The organism is Streptomyces sp. NPDC040410, from assembly GCF_055595715.1.
In genome coordinates this window covers 778,600-794,998 of sequence record NZ_JBVIVK010000001.1, presented here as the reverse complement: position 1 = coordinate 794,998, position 16,399 = coordinate 778,600, and the positions used below count along the sequence as shown (strand labels likewise).

The following is a 16,399-nucleotide window of genomic DNA, read 5'->3' as shown; positions in this document are numbered from 1 at the left end:
CGCCGGCCGACGACGCTGTCGCGTTTGTTCAAGAGTCCGGAGCGGGCGCTGCCTAGCGTGCTGTGCATGACGTACGACGACCTGCACCTGTACATGACCGAATGTGCCGCCGAGGCGGCGCGCGTCGCGCGCGGCGTCGCGGCGGACCGGCTAGGCGATCCCACCCACTGCCCGGCCTGGGACGTCCGCACCATGGTCAACCACTGGGTCCTCTACACCTCGCACGGCCTGGAGCACCGTGCCCTGCGCAAGCAGCTCCCCGAGGAACTCACCGCGCACGACTTCACCGCCGACCCCGACTGGGCCGAGGCGTACGCCGCCCAGCTGGACCGCGCGGTCGCGGCCTGGGCGGATCCCGCGGTGTGGGAGGGCGAGGTCGACCTCGGCATGGCGAGGATGCCGGCCGTGGACGTCGCCTCGATGATCATCAAGGAGATGGCGGTGCACGGCTGGGACGTCGCCACCGCCACGGGCCAGGAGATCCGCGTCTCGCAGGGCGCCGCCCGGTTCGTCCTGCACGTGGTCGAGAAGCACGGTGACCTCTACCGCCAGTACGACGGCTTCGCCGACCCGGTGCCCGTGCCGGACGACGCGCCGGTGTTCGAGCGGGCGCTGGCGGCCAGCGGGCGGGACCCGCGGCAGCGTGCCCAAGCGGACCACTGAACCAGGGGCTGATCGGGCCGGGACTGTGACCGCCGGGCGCCTGGCGTCGACGCCATGACCAACGCGGCCCCCTGCCCGCACACCAGCTCGACCGCTGGACGTACCTGGACTTTCGGCCGGTGCGGCGAGTGGGGGCACCTCCCAGGCCCTCAAGGCAGTGGGGGAGCGTGCCGGCGTCGCGACGGGGCGAACCCCGGCTGGCGCGGTACTAGGCACCCACAGCGGCCAGCGCAGGCACCCGTGCCGCGTCGTAGCGCTCCAGCAGCACCCGGGCCACCTCCGGCGCCGGGCCGAGTACCTCGGCCAGAACGTCCGCCCCGGCCGCGCCCCGCGCGATGCGGTCCGGCAGGAAACCGGGCGCGAGGACGTACGGCGCGACCGCGACCTTCGGGCAGCCCAGCGCCCGAAGCTCGCGCACCGCGTCCTCGGTGCGGGGGAACCCTGCGGGACAACCCGCGGAGGCGAACGCAGGCCGCACGGCGCACCAACCGGTGTGCCACCACTCCCGCGCGATGTCGGCGATCACTGCGATCGCCTCCGGGTCCGTGGACCCCGCCGAGGCCAGCACGACCCCGGTCGAGGACTTGTCGGCGGGCGTCAGCCCCGCCTCGTACAAACGCCGTTCGAGCGCCGACAGCAGCAGCGGCGACGGACCGAGCACGTCCGCCTGCCGGATCCGCAGCTGCGGCGGCGCGTCCCGCAGTACGGCGGGGATGTCGGCCTTCGCGTGGAAGGCCCGGGTCAGCAGCAAGGGCAGGGCCACGACGTCCCGGACACCCTCAGCCGCCAGCGACTCCAGCACCCCGTGCACGGACGGGATGTTGAAGTCCAGGAAGCCGGTCTCCACCCGCAGCCCCGGCCGCAGTGACCGTACCCGCCGGACCAGGGCGTGGACGGTCGCCGCGTGCCGCGGATCACGGCTGCCGTGGGCGATCACCACGAGGACGGGGCGGATGGGGTTGCGCATGTCGTCGCTCAGCCCTTCACCAGCAGACCGCGGCTGCGCAGTACCCACCGCTCCAGCGGGCTGAAGATCAGCAGGTCGATGGCGATGCCGACGAACAGGATCAGGAAGATGGCCTCGAACACCATGGACATGGAGCTGGCGTTGCGGCCGTTCTCCAGGAGCGCGCCCAGACCGATGCCCAGGTCGGGCGAGGAGGCGATGATCTCCGCCGCCATCAGCGAGCGCCAGGAGAAGGCCCAGCCCTGCTTCAGGCCCGCCAGATAGCCCGGCAGAGCCGCCGGCATGACGATGTGCCAGGCGCCCTTCAGGCCGGTCGCGCCCATGGTGCGGCCCGCCCGCAGGAACAGTGGCGGCACCTGGTCGATGCCGGAGACGAGGCCGTTGGCGATGGACGGGACGGCGCCGAGCAGGATCACCGCGTACATCATCGAGTTGTTCAGACCCAGCCAGATCACGGCCGGCGGCACCCACGCCACCGACGGCAGCGACTGCAGTCCCGACAGGATCGGGCCGATCGCCGCGCGCACGAACTTCACGCGGGCCACCAGCAGACCCAGCGGGGTACCGATCGCGAGCGCCAGCAGGAACCCGAGCAGACCGCGCGAGACGCTGGTCCAGATGTAGTCGAGGAGCTTGCCCTCCAGCCAGGCGTCCTGGAACTCGCCCCCGACGTCGGCGGGCGAGGGCAGCTTGGTCGGGTCGTCGACGATCTTCAGCGAGATCAGCGCCTGCCAGGCGACCAGCACCACGGCGACCGCCACGATCGGCGGAAGGATCTTGTTCACGAACGTCTGCCGGAACGGCGTACGGCCCGCGACCGAGGTCTCCAGGGCGTCGAGGCCCGCCTCCAGTCCGCCGAGTCCGGCGCTGTCCTTGACCGGGGCGTCGGCCGTCGTGTCGGTGGTCTCAGTGCTGGCCATGACGGCGGATCTCCCCACGCAGTACATCGGTGATCTCGAGGGACAGCTCGGCAACGGGGGCGTCCTCGATGCGGCGCGGCTGCGGAATGTCCACGCTCCACTCGCGCGCCACCCGGCCCGGCCGGGAGGACAGCAGCACGACGCGCTGTGCCAGGCGCACGGCCTCACGCACGTTGTGCGTGACGAACAGGACCGACACCCCCGTCTCCTCCCAGATCCGGGTCAGCTCGTCGTGCAGCACGTCTCGCGTGATCGCGTCGAGCGCCGCGAACGGCTCGTCCATCAGCAGCAGCTGGCTGTCCTGGGCGAGCGCGCGGGCCATCGCCACCCGCTGGCGCATGCCACCGGACAGCTCGTGCACCCGCTTGCCGTACGAGCCCTTCAGCCGGACCAGTTCCAGCAGCTCCTCGGCGCGGCCGCGCCGCTCGTTCTTGGGAACTCCCCTGAGCTTCAGGGCGAGTTCGATGTTCTTGCCCGCGGTCAGCCACGGGAACAGGGCGTGCTCCTGGAACATCAGAGCAGGGCGCCCGTTGGTCGTGATGTTGCCGGCGGAGGGCTTGTCGAGCCCCGCCACCAGGTTCAGCAGGGTGGACTTGCCGCAGCCCGAGGCCCCCAGGAGGGTGACGAACTCGCCTGGTGCGACATCCAGGGTGATGTCGTCGAGGACGAGCTGCTGCCCGGTGGGCCCGGGGAAGGACTTCGAGACGTGCTCGATGCGGGCGCAGTGCTCCACCGACGTGGCGCCTTCCGCGGCCTTGGCGAGGGCGGTTGCCATGGTCGTCACCTCCTGGGAACTCTCGGGAATCTGGGCTACTTGACGCCGAGACCGGCGTCGTCGACGGTGCTCTCGCCCTCGGCCTTGAGGACCTTGTTCAGGAGCGTCAGGTCGTAGATGCCGTCCAGCTTCGGGTTCTCGAGGAGACCCGCCTTGACCGCGTGCTCCGCCTCGGTGCTGAGCGTGGAGGCCAGCGGGTCATTGGTGATCTGGATGGACTTCCACGCCGGGTCCAGGACGTCGGCCGGCAGCTCCTTGCCCGAGTCGATGCCCAGCTGCTTGTTGGCCGCGGCCTTGGCCTCGTCCGGGTTGGCGTTGATCCACTTGTTGGCGTCGACCGAGGCCTTCAGTACCGCCTCGACGGCCTTCGGGTGCTCCGTGAGGAACTTCTGGGACACGATGATGTTCGTGATCACGAACTTCTTGTCCGGCCACAGGTCGGACTCGTCGAGAAGTACCTTGGCGCCCTCGGCGACCAGCTTGGACGCGGTCGGCTCCGGCACCCAGGCACCGTCGACGGAACCGGCCTTGTAGGCGTCCGGGGTGACCTTGTTGTCGGTGCGGACCACCGAGACGTCGCCCTTGCCGCTCTCCGCGTCGACCTTCCAGCCCTGCTCCGCGATCCAGTTGAGGAACGCCACGTCCTGCGTGTTGCCGAGCTGCGGGGTCGCGATCCTCTTGCCCTTGATGTCCTTCAGAGACTTGATCTTCTTCGGGTTGACCACGAGCTTCACGCCGCCGGAGGCCGAACCGCCGATGATCCGCAGGTTCTTGCCGTCGGACTTGGTGTAGCCGTTGATCGCCGGGGAGGGGCCGATCCAGCCGATGTCGATGGAGCCGGAGTTCAGCGCCTCGATCTCGGAGGGACCGGCGTTGAAGATCTGGTACTTGGCCTCCGTCGCGCCGAGCTGCTTCTGGAAGAAGCCCTTCTGGACGCCGACGAGAGCGGTGCCGTGGGTCAGGTTGCCGAAGTAGCCGATCTTGACGGAGTCGAGACCGTCGATCTTCTCCGCCCCGGCGGCGACCTTCTGGCCGGACGTGTCGTCGTCGGCCTTGGAGCCGTAGCTGCAAGCGGCGAGGGTGAGCAGGGGAAGAGCGGCGGCCACGGCTATGGTGCGGCGGAGGTAGGACGAGCGGTTGGCAGGCACGGGAGGCTTTCCTCTCGTTGGCCCGGCGGTCACGGTGTCTCAGGTCGTGGCCGGGAGGTCGGCAGGTCTTCGTCTGGGGCGGTGGGGGGTGAGGGCGCGCAAGCGGTGCGCGTACGTCATCGCACACATCGCGCCACTCCGCCCTGCCCGCTGCCGAGGGCGCCGCTGCCGACGCGGCCGCCCTCCTTCGCGAACATCGAGTAGTAGTCGGTGGAGTTCATGTTCAGAAGTCCCACCCGTCGTCCTCGGCCTCGTCCTTGACGGGCTCCGGGGACGCGAACGACTCGCCGACCATGCCCGCGGTGAGCGTGGTGCCGTCGTTCGGGTCGATCAGGATGAACGAGCCGGTGCGCCGCGAGTCGGCGTAGGAGTCGACCGGCAGCGGCTCGGCGCTACGGATCTTCACCCGGCCGATGTCGTTGGCGACGAGCTGTCCCGGGTGCGGGTGCAGGGACAGGTCGTCGAGCGTGAGACGGGACGGGATGTCCTTGACGATCGCCTTGACCGTGCGGGTGCCGTGCTTGAGCAGCACCCGGTGACCGACCGTCAGCGGCTGGTCGGCGACGTGGCAGACGGTCGCCTCGATGTCCTGGGTGGTCGGCGGCGCGTCCTTGCTGGGCACGATCAGGTCGCCGCGCGAGATGTCGATGTCGTCCTCCAGCAGGAGGGTCACCGACTGGGTCGTCCAGGCGACGTCGACCGGCTCGCCGAGCAGGTCGATACCGGAGATCTTCGTCGAGCGGCCGGAGGGCAGGACCGTGATCTGCTCACCGACGCGGAACGTGCCGGCGGCGATCTGGCCAGCGTAGCCGCGGTAGTCCGGGTGCTCGGCGGTCTGCGGCCGGATCACGTACTGCACGGGCAGCCGGGCGTGGCAGTGCGCCAGGTCGTGGCTGACCGGGACCGACTCCAGGTGCTCCAGGAAGGTCGGCCCGCCGTACCAGTCCATGTTCGCGGACGCCTCGACGACATTGTCACCGGCGAGGGCCGAGATCGGGATCGCCGTGACCTCCGGGACCCCCAGCTCGGTCGCGTACGCCGTGAACTCCTCGGCGATGGCGGCGAACACGGACTCCTGGTAGTCGACGAGGTCCATCTTGTTGACGGCGAGCACGACGTGCGGGACGCGCAGCAGCGCGGCGATCGCGGCGTGGCGGCGGGTCTGCTCGACGACGCCGTTGCGGGCGTCGACCAGGATCACCGTGAGCTCGGCCGTGGAGGCACCGGTCACCATGTTGCGGGTGTACTGCACATGGCCCGGCGTGTCGGCGAGGATGAACCGGCGCCGCGCGGTGGCGAAGTAGCGGTACGCCACGTCGATCGTGATGCCCTGCTCGCGCTCGGCGCGCAGGCCGTCGGTGAGCAGTGCGAGGTCCGGTCCGTCCTGGCCGCGGCTCGCCGAGGCGCGCTCCACGGCCTCCAACTGGTCGGTGAGGACCGACTTGGAGTCGTGCAGCAGACGGCCGACGAGGGTGGACTTGCCGTCGTCGACGGAGCCGGCGGTGGCGAACCGCAGCAGGGTGGTGGCCGAGAGTTCCTCGGTCGTCGTCGTGCTCATGGTTAGAAGTACCCCTCGCGCTTGCGGTCTTCCATCGCGGCCTCGGAGAGCTTGTCGTCGGCACGGGTCGCACCGCGCTCGGTGAGCCGGGAGGCGGCGATCTCGGCGATCACGGCGTCCAGCGTGGCCGCCTCGGAGTCGACCGCACCGGTGCAGGACATGTCGCCGACGGTCCGGTAGCGGATGAGCCGCTTCTCGACGACCTCGGTCTCCTTCGGCCCGCCCCACTCGCCGGCGGTCAGCCACATGCCGGCCCGCTGGAACACCTCGCGCTCGTGGGCGAAGTAGATGTCGGGCAGCTCGATGCCCTCGCGGGCGATGTACTGCCACACGTCGAGTTCGGTCCAGTTGGACAGCGGGAAGACGCGGACGTGTTCGCCGGGCGCGTGGCGGCCGTTGTAGAGGTTCCAGAGTTCGGGCCGCTGGCGGCGCGGGTCCCACTGGGAGAACTCGTCGCGCAGCGAGAAGACCCGCTCCTTCGCCCGCGCCTTCTCCTCGTCCCGTCGTCCGCCGCCGAAGACGGCGTCGAACTTCTCGGACTGGATCTTCTCGGTGAGCGGGAGGGTCTGCAGGGGGTTGCGGGTGCCGTCGGGGCGTTCGCGCAGCACACCGCGGTCGATGTAGTCCTGCACGGAAGCCACGTGCAGGCGCAGGCCGTGCTTCTCGACCGTACGGTCCCGGTACTCGATGACCTCGGGGAAGTTGTGGCCGGTGTCCACGTGCAGCAGCGAGAAGGGGACGCCGGCCGGGGCGAACGCCTTCAGCGCGAGGTGCAGCATGACGATGGAGTCCTTGCCGCCGGAGAAAAGGATCACCGGCCGCTCGAACTCGCCCGCCACCTCGCGGAAGATGTGCACCGCCTCGGACTCCAGCGCGTCCAGGTGCGACAGGGCGTACGGGCTGTCGGTACCGTCCTCGCCCCCCTTGACCTTCGCGACGGTGGTCGTCATGCCAGTCCCCTCTCGGTGAGCAGCGCGTGGACCGCGGCCGCGGACTCCTGAACGGTCTGGTGCTGCGACTCGATGCGCAGGTCGGGCGACTCGGGCTCCTCGTACGGGTCGTCGACCCCGGTGAGCCCGGTGAGCTCGCCCGCGGCCTGCTTGGCGTACAGACCCTTCACATCGCGTACGGAGCACACCTCGACCGGTGTCGCCACGTGCACCTCGACGTACGCCGTCCCCTTCTCCTGGTGGCGCTTGCGCACGGCCTCGCGGCTGTCCGTGTACGGCGCGATGACCGGGACGAGCGCCTTGACGCCGTTGCGGGCGAGCAGTTCGGCGAGGAAGCCGATGCGCTGCACGTTGGTGTGCCGGTCCTCGCGGCTGAAGCCGAGGCCCGCCGAGATGAACTCGCGGATCTCGTCGCCGTCGAGCACCTCGACGAGGTGGCCCTCCTCGCGCAGCCGGCCGGCCAGCTCGTACGCGATGGTGGTCTTGCCGGCACTCGGCAGACCCGTGAGCCAGACGGTGGCTCCGGTCGTCACGTGCTTCTCCTGATTCGTCGAAAGAGCGGTCTCGGTCATCCGTGCAGCCCGCACTCGGTCTTGGCGCGGCCGGCCCAGCGGCCGGCGCGCGCGTCCTCGCCCTCCAGGACGCGGCGGGTGCAGGGGGCGCAGCCGACGGAGGCGTAGCCGTCCATCAGCAGCGGGTTGGTGAGCACGCCGTGTTCGGCGACGTAGGCGTCCACGTCGTCCTGGGTCCAGCGGGCGATGGGGGAGACCTTGACCTTCTGGCGCCTCTCGTCCCAGCCGACGACCGGGGTGGTGGCCCGGGTCGGGGACTCGTCGCGGCGCAGACCGGTCGCCCAGGCCGCGTAACCCTTGAGGCCCTCCTCCAGCGGCTGCACCTTACGGAGCTTGCAGCACAGGTCGGGGTCGCGGTCGTGCAGCTTCGGGCCGTACTCGGCGTCCTGCTCGGCGACCGTCTGACGCGGGGTGAGCGTGATGACGTTGACGTCCATCACGGCCTCGACCGCGTCCCTGGTGCCGATGGTCTCGGGGAAGTGATAGCCCGTGTCGAGGAACACGACGTCCACGCCCTTCAGGACGCGGGAGGCCAGGTGCGCGACCACCGCGTCCTCCATGGAGGAGGTCACGCAGAAGCGCTTGCCGAACGTGTCGACCGCCCACTGGATGATCTCCAGTGCGGAGGCGTCCTCGAGGTCCCGGCCCGCCTGCTCGGCGAGCTGCTTCAACTCCTCGGCCGTACGCTCTTCCTGAGCCGTCGTCATATCTGGTCCCCTCCGTTGTCGGCTCGCCGAACGCCCCGGGCCAGCAGTCCGAGGAACTTCAGCTGGAATGCGCGGTTGCACGCCGCGCATTCCCAGGCGCCGTGGCCCTGCTCGCTGGGACGCAGGTCCTCGTCGCCGCAGTAGGGGCAGTAGAAAGGGGCGGCCCGCTCGCTCACGACAAGGCCTCCCTTTTCTTTGCGGCTCGGTTCGCCTCCGGGGCGCTCCAGCCTCCGTCGACGGTCGACCGTGCTCGACCGCTCCGCGGCCTCCGCGCGCTCTCCCTTTCGACGGAGGCGCGCCCCTTCGGCTCACTCGCCAAGCTCACGACAAGGCCTCCTCAGAAGCCCGGGCGGCCCACGTGGCGAACCGCTCGCCGTCCTCGCGCTCGGCCTGGAACCGCTTGAGTACCCGCTCGACGTAGTCCGGCAGCTCCTCGGACGTGACCTTCAGGCCGCGTACCTTGCGGCCGAAGCCGGCCTCCAGACCGAGCGCGCCGCCCAGGTGCACCTGGAAGCCCTCGACCTGCTCGCCCTTCTCGTCGAGGACCAGCTGGCCCTTGAGACCGATGTCCGCCACCTGGATACGGGCGCAGGCGTTCGGGCAGCCGTTGATGTTGATGGTGACCGGCTCGTCGAAGTCCGGGATGCGGCGCTCCAGTTCGTCGATCAGCGAGGCGCCCCGCGCCTTGGTGTCGACGATGGCGAGCTTGCAGTACTCGATGCCGGTGCAGGCCATGGTGCCGCGCCGGAACGGAGACGGCTTGGCGGTCAGGTCCAGCGCCTCCAGGGCCTCGACCAGCGACTCGACCTGCGCCTCCTCGACGTCGAGCACGATCATCTTCTGCTCGACGGTGGTCCGGACGCGGCCCGAGCCGTGCGCCTCCGCCAGCTCCGCGATCTTCGTGAGGGTCGCGCCGTCCACCCGGCCCACCCGCGGGGCGAACCCGACGTAGAAACGGCCGTCCTTCTGGCGGTGCACGCCGACGTGGTCGCGCCAGCGCTCCACGGGCTGTGCGGGCGCAGGTCCGTCGACCAGCCTGCGCTTCAGGAACTCGTCCTCCAGCACCTGGCGGAACTTCTCCGCACCCCAGTCGGCAACCAGGAACTTCAGGCGAGCCCTCGTACGGAGGCGCCGGTAGCCGTAGTCGCGGAAGATCGAGATGACGCCCTCGTAGACCTCGGGCACCTCGTCCAGCGGGACCCAGGCGCCGAGCCGGACGCCGATCTTCGGGTTGGTGGACAGGCCGCCGCCGACCCACAGGTCGAAGCCGGGGCCGTGCTCGGGGTGGTCGACGCCGACGAAGGCGACGTCGTTGATCTCGTGCGCCACATCGAGCAGCGGCGAGCCGGAGATCGCGGACTTGAACTTGCGGGGCAGGTTCGAGAAGGCCTTGTTGCCGATGATCCGGCGCTGGATCTCGTCGATGGCCGGGGTGCCGTCGATGATTTCGTCCGCGGCGATCCCGGCGACGGGCGAGCCGAGGACGACGCGGGGCGTGTCACCGCAGGCCTCGGTGGTGGACAGGCCGACGGCCTCCAGCCGGTTCCAGATCTCCGGCACGTCCTCGATCCGGATCCAGTGGTACTGGACGTTCTGCCGGTCGGTGATGTCCGCGGTGCCGCGCGCGAACTCCTCGGAGATCTCACCGATGACCCGCAGCTGCTGCGTGGTCAGCCGGCCGCCGTCGATGCGGACGCGCAGCATGAAGTACTCGTCGTCCAGCTCCTCCGGCTCCAGGATCGCGGTCTTGCCGCCGTCGATCCCGGGCTTGCGCTGGGTGTAGAGCCCCCACCAGCGCATACGGCCGCGCAGGTCGTTGGGGTCGATCGAGTCGAATCCCTGCTTGGAGTAGATCGTCTCAATGCGTGTCCGCACATTGAGACCGTCGTCGTCCTTCTTGAACTGTTCGTTGCCGTTGAGCGGGGTGAAGTGCCCCGCGGCCCACTGACCTTCACCGCGGTGACGGCTCACCTTGCGGCGGGGAGTCGCGGCGGGAGGGTTCTGCGGGGTGGCGGCCATGGTGATTTCGTCCTTCGGGACAGGCGGGAACGCGGCTCTTGCCCGCGCGTACGGGCGCATGGGTGTACATGCGCGTCATTGCGCGGGAAGGAGAACAGAAGGGAGGATGTCCGGCGGTGCTGGCGCCCGTGGCCGGAGGCCACTACGGGCAGGATCAGCTCGCCGGACAGATGGCGCTGGACATGCGGCCGAGGTCGACGTGCCGCCGACTCACCAAGGCAATTCCAGTTCCAGACATGACGGAAGCGTGTCACGGAGATCTGGACTCAGTCCAGCTTCGTCCATTATGCGGACACCCTTGTCCCGAAGTGTGGGACAAGGGTGTTGTCGGTCACATGTGGTGCGCACCGGCTTGTCCGTGCAGGTCAGGCAGGGTAGGCCCCTGGCCAGGGGCCCGGTGCGGCCACCTGCTTCTCCTCCTCGACCTTGGTGTCGAAGAGCCTGAAGCCGCGGCGCAGATAGTTGTCCATCGCATGTTCCCCGTCCAGGCTGCACGTATGCAGCCACACCCGCTTGGTCGCCGCCAGCCCCGGCCAGCGGTCCGTGAGGTCCCAGGCGCGGGCGGCGCCGTACGACAGAAGGTGGCCGCCCATGCGCCGCCCGCGGAAGGCCGGGATCAGCCCGAAGTACACGATCTCCACGACCCCGTCGTCCTGCGGCTCCAGCTCCACGTATCCAGCGGGCGTGCCGCGGTCGTAGGCGACCCACGTCTCCACGCCGGGCCGGCCCAGGTGCTCCTGCCAGCGTGCGTACGTCCAGCCGAGCCGGTCGATCCAGCGGATGTCCCCGCCCACGGACGCGTACAGGAAGCGGCTGAACTCAGGGGAGGGCACCTCGGAGCGGACGATCCGCACATCCCCCTCCGGGGCGGCGGCCGGGAGAAGGTCCGTCGGGGCGGTCTGCTCCAGGGACCAGGTGGTCACGGGGATGTCGGTCATGCCGGCCAGGGAACCATGCCCTCGAACGATCTGTCGAACGCCGGCGGCGCGGCAGGGCCTAGCCCAGTGACCGGCCCACCGAGGCCAGCGGCAGCGCGAACAGAACGCGCCCCGACTGGGACCAGACCTCACCGGTCTCCTCCCAGTAGGAGAGGGAGGCCGTGCGCCCGCTCCAGCAGGTGTGCGTCTCGTCCGACCCGCACTCCGTGGCCTTCGCACCGCGCGTGTTCTGCCGCCACAGTGTGCCGCGCCCGTCTCGCGTGTCGGACATGTGTGTCACATACCAGTCGGAGTGGTGCGCCAGCACGCCGCCGACACCGGCCGTCTTCGTCTCGTACGCCTCGGCCGCGTGCACCCGGCCCGCGGAGTCGGCGGCCGGCAGACCGGCCCGGGCCGGGTTCGTGTCGAAGGAGTAGCGCCACAGGCGGGTGGGCCCGTCGCTGTCCGCCGGGGTGCGCCCGCCCGCGACCAGGGTGTCGGGCGCCGTGCTGCGGTCGAGGGAGATGCTTGCGGGCCGTGCCGCGCTGTCGTCGCCGGTCAGGCGGTACGAGCCGACGGCGGGCAGCACGTACCGGTGACCGTGCGCCGACCAGCCGCCGCGCACCCGGCCGACCGCGGCGGCGTCCACGGTGGTGCGCTGGACGCGGTTCATGTCGTACACGTACAAGGCGTCGCGGGCCCCGTCGGTGGTGGTGACCAGCAGCTTGTCCTGGTACCAGACCATGCCCGACAGGCGGGAGTCGAGCCCCCGGTAGTCGCGTCCGCCGTCGACCGGGACGACGAGGAGCGCCCAGGTGTAGGTCAGATGGTTCACGTCGTTCGCGTCGACGAAGGCGACCCGGGCGAGGCCGCGGCCGGCCGAGGTGCCGCCGCCCTGGCTCCAGCCGGAGAGGATCACGCGGTTCTCGCCCCAGCGGCCGTCGTCGTCCGCGTCCCCGGAGGTGGTGACCGCGCCCGGCTGCCAGGACCGGGTGTCGGCGGCGTCCCAGCAGTAGGCGCGGGTGGCGGCAGGCTCGACGGGGAGCGACTTGCGCTCCCCGGCCGTACAGTCGACGGCGTCGCGCAGGCCCCGGTCGGCGTCGGCGAGGACGGCACCCACGCCTACGGGGCGGCCCATCGCCGAGGCGAGCCGGTCGAGAGTGGCCTCGGGCACCCGCTGTTCGCGCAGCCGCAGCCCGGTTGTGTCGGCTGACGAGGTGAGCGGCTTCAGCGCCCCGGGGTCGTCCCCGACCGTGGCCTGTGAGGCGCTGATCATGGTGGCGGCGGCGGTCAGTGCGAGGGCGGTGCCGGCCAGCGCGGCCCGCAGCGCTCTGCCCCGCCTGCGTCGACGGTGTCTGCCACGATGCTTCATTCGTCCTCCCGAGGCGGGTCAACTGCGCCTGGTGATCCGTACGTTGACCAGGGAGCAGGTGAGGCGACCCGTAGAGGGATGCTACGGCAGTCGGACACTGCCGGGGACGAAGACCCCGCAAATATGCGAAAGACGCACTCCGAGACTGTTGGAACGGGGAGATCGCTCGAACGCGAAGACCGTTTGTGCGGGTTCAGGCAGGCTCAAGCGTGTTCGGCAGGCTCAAGCGTGTTCGCCAGACTCAAGGGGTTCGACAGGCTCAAGCGTGTTCGGCGGGATGAGGCGCGTGTTCAGGCTCTCCCCTCGGCCGTCCTTTGCCGGGACACCGCCGGAGCGGTCGAGTGGGGCAGCAGGTCCTGCGGGTCGTCCGGGAGGAGCACCTCGATCTCCGCGTCCTCGCAGAAGCGGTACGGCCGGTGTTCCAGCAGACCCCCGAGATACCGCCGTACCCGGGACAGCTCGGCGCGCACGGTCACCGTACGGTTCGGGTCGCCGAACATGTCCTCGGCCAGGCCCGCGGCACTGCGGCCGGTGCGGTGCAGAGCCAGCAGGCAGAGCAACTCGGCGTGCCGGGGACTCAGTTCGCGGCTCCAGGAGCCCGCGCAGCCCGACACCGTCACCGACCAGCGGCGCGGCTGCGCCAGGTCGAGCACGATCCGCGTGGCGCCGCGCGGCACCGGCTCGTCGGCGACCCGGACCAGCCAGCCGGCCGCCAGCGGCTCCACCGCGCACAGCCCGAGCGGCGGCAGCCACCGACGGCCCGCCGCCAGCGACTTGGGCAGCGCGACCCGGTTCGTGTACGGCATCCCGGTCACCGCGGCCGTCCAGCCGTCCCGGTCCACCACCACGGCCCGGCCGCCGAGCCGGGCAAGAACCGGCGCCGCCACGGCACGCAATTGCTCCAGCGAGGTCAGGTGCAGCTCGCGCAGCCGTGCCTCGGCGAGCTTGGCCACAGAGTCGACCCAGGCGAGCGTCGCGGGGTGCATCGTCTCCAGCGGTCCGCTCACGTCCACCACGCCGAGCAGCCGGCCGTTCCGCGGATCCGTGATGGGGGCGCCGGCACACGTCCAGGTGGCGTGCGTGCGCACGAAGTGCTCGGAGCCGAACACCTGCACGGGGCGGCGCACGACCGCCGCGGTGCCCACTCCGTTCGTCCCGACAACGTCCTCCCGCCAGTCGGCGCCGGGTTCAAGACCCAGCCCGTCGGCCTTGCGCAGCACCGGCGAATCGCCCTCGCGCCACAGCACGCGGCCCTCCTCGTCGGCGACCACCACGATGTGGTGGGCGACGTCCGCGACCGACAGCAGCCCCTCCCGCAGCACCGGCAGGACGTGCCGCAGGACCGTGGTCTCCCGGCGCCGCTGCACCTCCTCGCGGGACAGCAGACCGGTCCTGAAGTCGTGGTCGGGGTCTACACCGCTGCGCAGCATGCGGTCCCAGGACTGCTCGATCACCGGGCGCGGCGCGAGCGGGGCGCGCTGTCCGGCCAGCCGGGCGGAACGGACCTCGCTCAGCACCCGCGCGGCACGCGCCGAGTCCACGGCGGCGAGCTGCGTCACGTCGGTCGGCGAGAGCGCCACTGATCCTCCCGTGGGTGGAACTCGGGACGACCGGTCGCGGCGGCGGGCCGGCCACTGTCCTGAAGTCAGTCCTGAAGTCCGTCCTGCAGCGCGTCCTGCACTGCGCCCTGAATGCTCGTCTCATAGTGCCGTTCGCGCCTGGCGGAGGGACACAGTCCGCACACAGAGGCCAATAAGTTGCAACCCCTTGCAACCCTGGTGGTCCGCCGCGCTGTGTCTGAAACTTGAACGACGCCGTCCCGAGCGGCGTTCGGGGCCTCGAACAGGCCTGTGAGCGGGGGTGGTGCCGTGTCGGCGCAGCACCACCCCCGCGCCGCGTCCCCGCAGGTCAGGCCGACGGCCTCGCCCGCTCCACCACGGCGGCCAGATCAAGGCTCGGCGGCAGTGTCCCGAAGGCCGAGCCGCTGTCGCCGCCCAGTCGCGAGGCGCAGAAAGCGTCTGCTACCTCCGGCGGCGCGAACCGGACCAGCAGCGAGCCCTGCAGCACCAGGGCGAGTCTTTCGGCCAGCCGCCTGGCCCGTCCCTCGATGCCGTCCAGATCGGCGAGTTCGGTCAGCAGGCTCTTGATCGCCGCGTCGAGACGGTGATCGGCGCCGCGGGCCTTGCCCACCTCCAGAAGGTAGGCGTTCAGTGCCGCCGGCTCCCGCTGCAGCGCCCGCAGCACATCGAGGGCCTGGATGTTGCCGGCCCCCTCCCAGATCGAGTTGAGCGGAGACTCGCGCACCAGGCGGGGCAGGCCGGACTCCTCCACGTACCCGTTGCCGCCCAGGCACTCGGCCGCCTCGACCGTCACCGGCGTACACCGCTTGGTCACCCAGTACTTGGCGGCCGGCACCGCGATCCGCAGCAGCGCCCGCTCCTGTTCACCGCCGTCGTCGCAGGCGGCCGCGAGCCGCAGTGCGAGGGTGGTCGCCGCCTCGGACTCCAGCGCGAGGTCCGCCAGCACGTTGCGCATCAGCGGCTTGTCGACCAGCTTCCCGCCGAACACCTCGCGGTACGAGCAGTGATGGACCGCCTGCGCGACGGCCTGCCGCATCAGACCCGCCGAGCCGAGCACGCAGTCGAGCCGGGTCGCGGCCACCATGCCGATGACGGTGCGCACCCCGCGTCCCTCCTCGCCGACCCGGCGCGCCCACGTCCCGTCGAACTCGACCTCACTGGAGGCGTTCGACCGGTTGCCCAGCTTGTCCTTGAGCCGCTGGAGGAGGAAGACGTTGCGGGTGCCGTCCTCCAGCACACGCGGGACCAGGAAACACGTCGGTCCGTCCGGTGCCTGCGCCAGCACCAGGAACCCGTCCGACATCGGCGCCGAGCAGAACCACTTGTGCCCGGTCAGCCGGTACGTCCCGTCCTCGGCCAGCGGCCGCGCGGACGTCGTGTTCGCCCGTACGTCGCTGCCGCCCTGCTTCTCCGTCATGCCCATCCCGAACAGGGCACCGGCCTTCCGGCCGGCGGGCCGCAGCTCACGCTCGTAGATCGTGGAGGTCAGCCGCGGCTCCCACTCGGCGGCGAGGCCGGGGTCCGTGCGCAGGGCGGGCACCGCCGCGTGGGTCATGGACAGCGGGCAGCAGTTGCCTGCGTCGATCTGTGTCCACAGCAGGAACGCGGCCGCGCGCCGCACATGTCCGCCGGGCCGTACCCAGGCGGCGGTCAGGCCGGCCGATACGCCCTTGCCGAGCAGCCGGTGCCAGGCCGGATGGAAGTCGACCTCGTCGATGCGGTGGCCGTAGCGGTCGTACGTACGCAGTCTCGGCGGGTTCTCCTCGGCCTGCGCCCCCCATTCCTGGACCTGGGCGGAACCGCAGGTCCGGCCGAGCCCCGACAGTTCGCTGCGCACCTCGTCGAGCAGGTCCGGGGCGGTGTGCCGGTCCACCGCCGCCGTCAGGGCGCGGTCGGTGGCGAAGACGTCGTGTCCGCAGAGCGGCGGGGGCTGGTTGGTCACGGAGTGGGTGCTGCCTGCCATGTCTGCGAACCTACCCGCCGAGACGGCGGACACCACAGGGACACGGCCCCGAAAGCACGGGCCGGCGCGGTCGCGCCTGGGCCGGCGGCGGCCCTCACGTGGCCGCACGGGCCCGGACGGCCACGGCGGTGGGCCCGATGTCCGGGGCGACCGACACTGCGGGCCCCGTCCGCCGCGCTGCGGTCACCGAGACCGGCCCCGGACGACTCGCCGGTCAGTGGCGGCGGCACGCACGGCCCGGGCCGGGGATCAGTCAGCGATCCGGGTCCGGCCGAGGCCGCCGGGCCG

Annotated in this window: 16 protein-coding genes; 1 reads left to right on the top strand and 15 read right to left on the bottom strand. The window is 70.9% G+C overall.

All coding sequences use genetic code 11. The features are described from left to right. Positions 1–66 precede the first annotated feature (66 nt). A complete protein-coding gene (locus ACZ562_RS03590; protein ID WP_471173753.1) occupies positions 67–663 on the top strand; it encodes a TIGR03086 family metal-binding protein in 597 nt (198 codons plus the stop codon). Between the two features lie 208 nt (positions 664–871). On the opposite strand, the gene ACZ562_RS03585 is transcribed toward ACZ562_RS03590, so the two are convergent. The 15 genes from ACZ562_RS03585 to ACZ562_RS03515 all read right to left on the bottom strand — a co-directional run bounded on the left by ACZ562_RS03585 (position 872) and on the right by ACZ562_RS03515 (position 16,111). Then, positions 872–1,630: a sirohydrochlorin chelatase gene (locus tag ACZ562_RS03585; protein WP_471173751.1), complete on the bottom strand. Its 759-nt coding sequence runs from the start codon at positions 1,628–1,630 to the stop codon at positions 872–874. Positions 1,631–1,638: 8 nt separating this feature from the next. Next, positions 1,639–2,550 (bottom strand): ABC transporter permease, encoded by a 912-nt coding sequence (locus ACZ562_RS03580; protein ID WP_471173749.1) that lies wholly within the window; start codon positions 2,548–2,550, stop codon positions 1,639–1,641. Further along, positions 2,537–3,325 carry an ABC transporter ATP-binding protein gene (locus ACZ562_RS03575; RefSeq protein WP_471173747.1) on the bottom strand — a complete coding sequence of 263 codons (789 nt, stop codon included), beginning with the start codon at positions 3,323–3,325 and terminating at the stop codon, positions 2,537–2,539. The genes ACZ562_RS03580 and ACZ562_RS03575 overlap by 14 nt, the downstream gene beginning before the upstream one ends. Positions 3,326–3,360: 35 nt before the next feature. Beyond that, positions 3,361–4,473, bottom strand: a complete 1,113-nt coding sequence (locus ACZ562_RS03570; protein WP_471173746.1) for an aliphatic sulfonate ABC transporter substrate-binding protein — start codon at positions 4,471–4,473, stop codon at positions 3,361–3,363. Between the two features lie 223 nt (positions 4,474–4,696). Next, positions 4,697–6,031 (bottom strand): sulfate adenylyltransferase subunit 1, encoded by a 1,335-nt coding sequence (locus ACZ562_RS03565; RefSeq protein ID WP_471173744.1) that lies wholly within the window; start codon positions 6,029–6,031, stop codon positions 4,697–4,699. Positions 6,032–6,033: 2 nt separating this feature from the next. Then, on the bottom strand, positions 6,034–6,981 hold the full coding sequence (gene cysD, locus ACZ562_RS03560) for a sulfate adenylyltransferase subunit CysD (RefSeq protein WP_471173742.1): 948 nt from the start codon (positions 6,979–6,981) through the stop codon (positions 6,034–6,036). Next, positions 6,978–7,514 carry an adenylyl-sulfate kinase gene (cysC, locus tag ACZ562_RS03555; protein WP_471173740.1) on the bottom strand — a complete coding sequence of 179 codons (537 nt, stop codon included), beginning with the start codon at positions 7,512–7,514 and terminating at the stop codon, positions 6,978–6,980. Before cysC ends, cysD begins: the two co-directional genes overlap by 4 nt. A 35-nt stretch (positions 7,515–7,549) precedes the next feature. Continuing rightward, complete coding sequence (locus ACZ562_RS03550; RefSeq protein ID WP_471173738.1) at positions 7,550–8,260, bottom strand: phosphoadenylyl-sulfate reductase; 711 nt, start codon at positions 8,258–8,260, stop codon at positions 7,550–7,552. Beyond that, positions 8,257–8,436 (bottom strand): hypothetical protein, encoded by a 180-nt coding sequence (locus ACZ562_RS03545; RefSeq protein WP_471173736.1) that lies wholly within the window; start codon positions 8,434–8,436, stop codon positions 8,257–8,259. The genes ACZ562_RS03550 and ACZ562_RS03545 overlap by 4 nt, the downstream gene beginning before the upstream one ends. A gap of 145 nt (positions 8,437–8,581) precedes the next feature. Beyond that, positions 8,582–10,279: a nitrite/sulfite reductase gene (locus ACZ562_RS03540; RefSeq protein WP_471173735.1), complete on the bottom strand. Its 1,698-nt coding sequence runs from the start codon at positions 10,277–10,279 to the stop codon at positions 8,582–8,584. A gap of 154 nt (positions 10,280–10,433) precedes the next feature. Beyond that, positions 10,434–10,517, bottom strand: coding sequence for a putative leader peptide (locus tag ACZ562_RS03535; protein WP_309486338.1), 84 nt, complete (start codon positions 10,515–10,517; stop codon positions 10,434–10,436). A 127-nt stretch (positions 10,518–10,644) separates the two neighbouring features. Then, the gene (locus ACZ562_RS03530) at positions 10,645–11,217 is read right to left on the bottom strand and encodes a GNAT family N-acetyltransferase (RefSeq protein ID WP_471173733.1); all 573 of its coding nucleotides are present in this window, start codon (positions 11,215–11,217) and stop codon (positions 10,645–10,647) included. Positions 11,218–11,275: 58 nt separating this feature from the next. After that, the gene (locus ACZ562_RS03525) at positions 11,276–12,568 is read right to left on the bottom strand and encodes a hypothetical protein (RefSeq protein ID WP_471173731.1); all 1,293 of its coding nucleotides are present in this window, start codon (positions 12,566–12,568) and stop codon (positions 11,276–11,278) included. Between the two features lie 290 nt (positions 12,569–12,858). Then, on the bottom strand, positions 12,859–14,148 hold the full coding sequence (locus ACZ562_RS03520; RefSeq protein WP_471173730.1) for a GAF domain-containing protein: 1,290 nt from the start codon (positions 14,146–14,148) through the stop codon (positions 12,859–12,861). 328 nt (positions 14,149–14,476) lie between these two features. Further along, positions 14,477–16,111 carry an acyl-CoA dehydrogenase family protein gene (locus ACZ562_RS03515; protein ID WP_471173728.1) on the bottom strand — a complete coding sequence of 545 codons (1,635 nt, stop codon included), beginning with the start codon at positions 16,109–16,111 and terminating at the stop codon, positions 14,477–14,479. Positions 16,112–16,399: the final 288 nt, after the last annotated feature.

Excerpts from the sequence above, each read along its gene's own strand:
- ACZ562_RS03515 (WP_471173728.1), bottom strand. The coding sequence starts at position 16,111 with ATGGCAGGCAGCACCCACTCCGTGACCAACCAGCCCCCGCCGCTCTGC.
- ACZ562_RS03565 (WP_471173744.1), bottom strand. The coding sequence starts at position 6,031 with ATGAGCACGACGACGACCGAGGAACTCTCGGCCACCACCCTGCTGCGG.
- ACZ562_RS03525 (WP_471173731.1), bottom strand. The coding sequence starts at position 12,568 with ATGAAGCATCGTGGCAGACACCGTCGACGCAGGCGGGGCAGAGCGCTG.
- ACZ562_RS03530 (WP_471173733.1), bottom strand. The coding sequence starts at position 11,217 with ATGACCGACATCCCCGTGACCACCTGGTCCCTGGAGCAGACCGCCCCG.
- ACZ562_RS03540 (WP_471173735.1), bottom strand. The coding sequence starts at position 10,279 with ATGGCCGCCACCCCGCAGAACCCTCCCGCCGCGACTCCCCGCCGCAAG.
- cysD (WP_471173742.1), bottom strand. The coding sequence starts at position 6,981 with ATGACGACCACCGTCGCGAAGGTCAAGGGGGGCGAGGACGGTACCGAC.
- ACZ562_RS03590 (WP_471173753.1), top strand. The coding sequence starts at position 67 with ATGACGTACGACGACCTGCACCTGTACATGACCGAATGTGCCGCCGAG.
- ACZ562_RS03580 (WP_471173749.1), bottom strand. The coding sequence starts at position 2,550 with ATGGCCAGCACTGAGACCACCGACACGACGGCCGACGCCCCGGTCAAG.
- ACZ562_RS03550 (WP_471173738.1), bottom strand. The coding sequence starts at position 8,260 with ATGACGACGGCTCAGGAAGAGCGTACGGCCGAGGAGTTGAAGCAGCTC.
- ACZ562_RS03535 (WP_309486338.1), bottom strand. The coding sequence starts at position 10,517 with ATGTCTGGAACTGGAATTGCCTTGGTGAGTCGGCGGCACGTCGACCTC.
- ACZ562_RS03575 (WP_471173747.1), bottom strand. The coding sequence starts at position 3,325 with ATGGCAACCGCCCTCGCCAAGGCCGCGGAAGGCGCCACGTCGGTGGAG.
- ACZ562_RS03585 (WP_471173751.1), bottom strand. The coding sequence starts at position 1,630 with ATGCGCAACCCCATCCGCCCCGTCCTCGTGGTGATCGCCCACGGCAGC.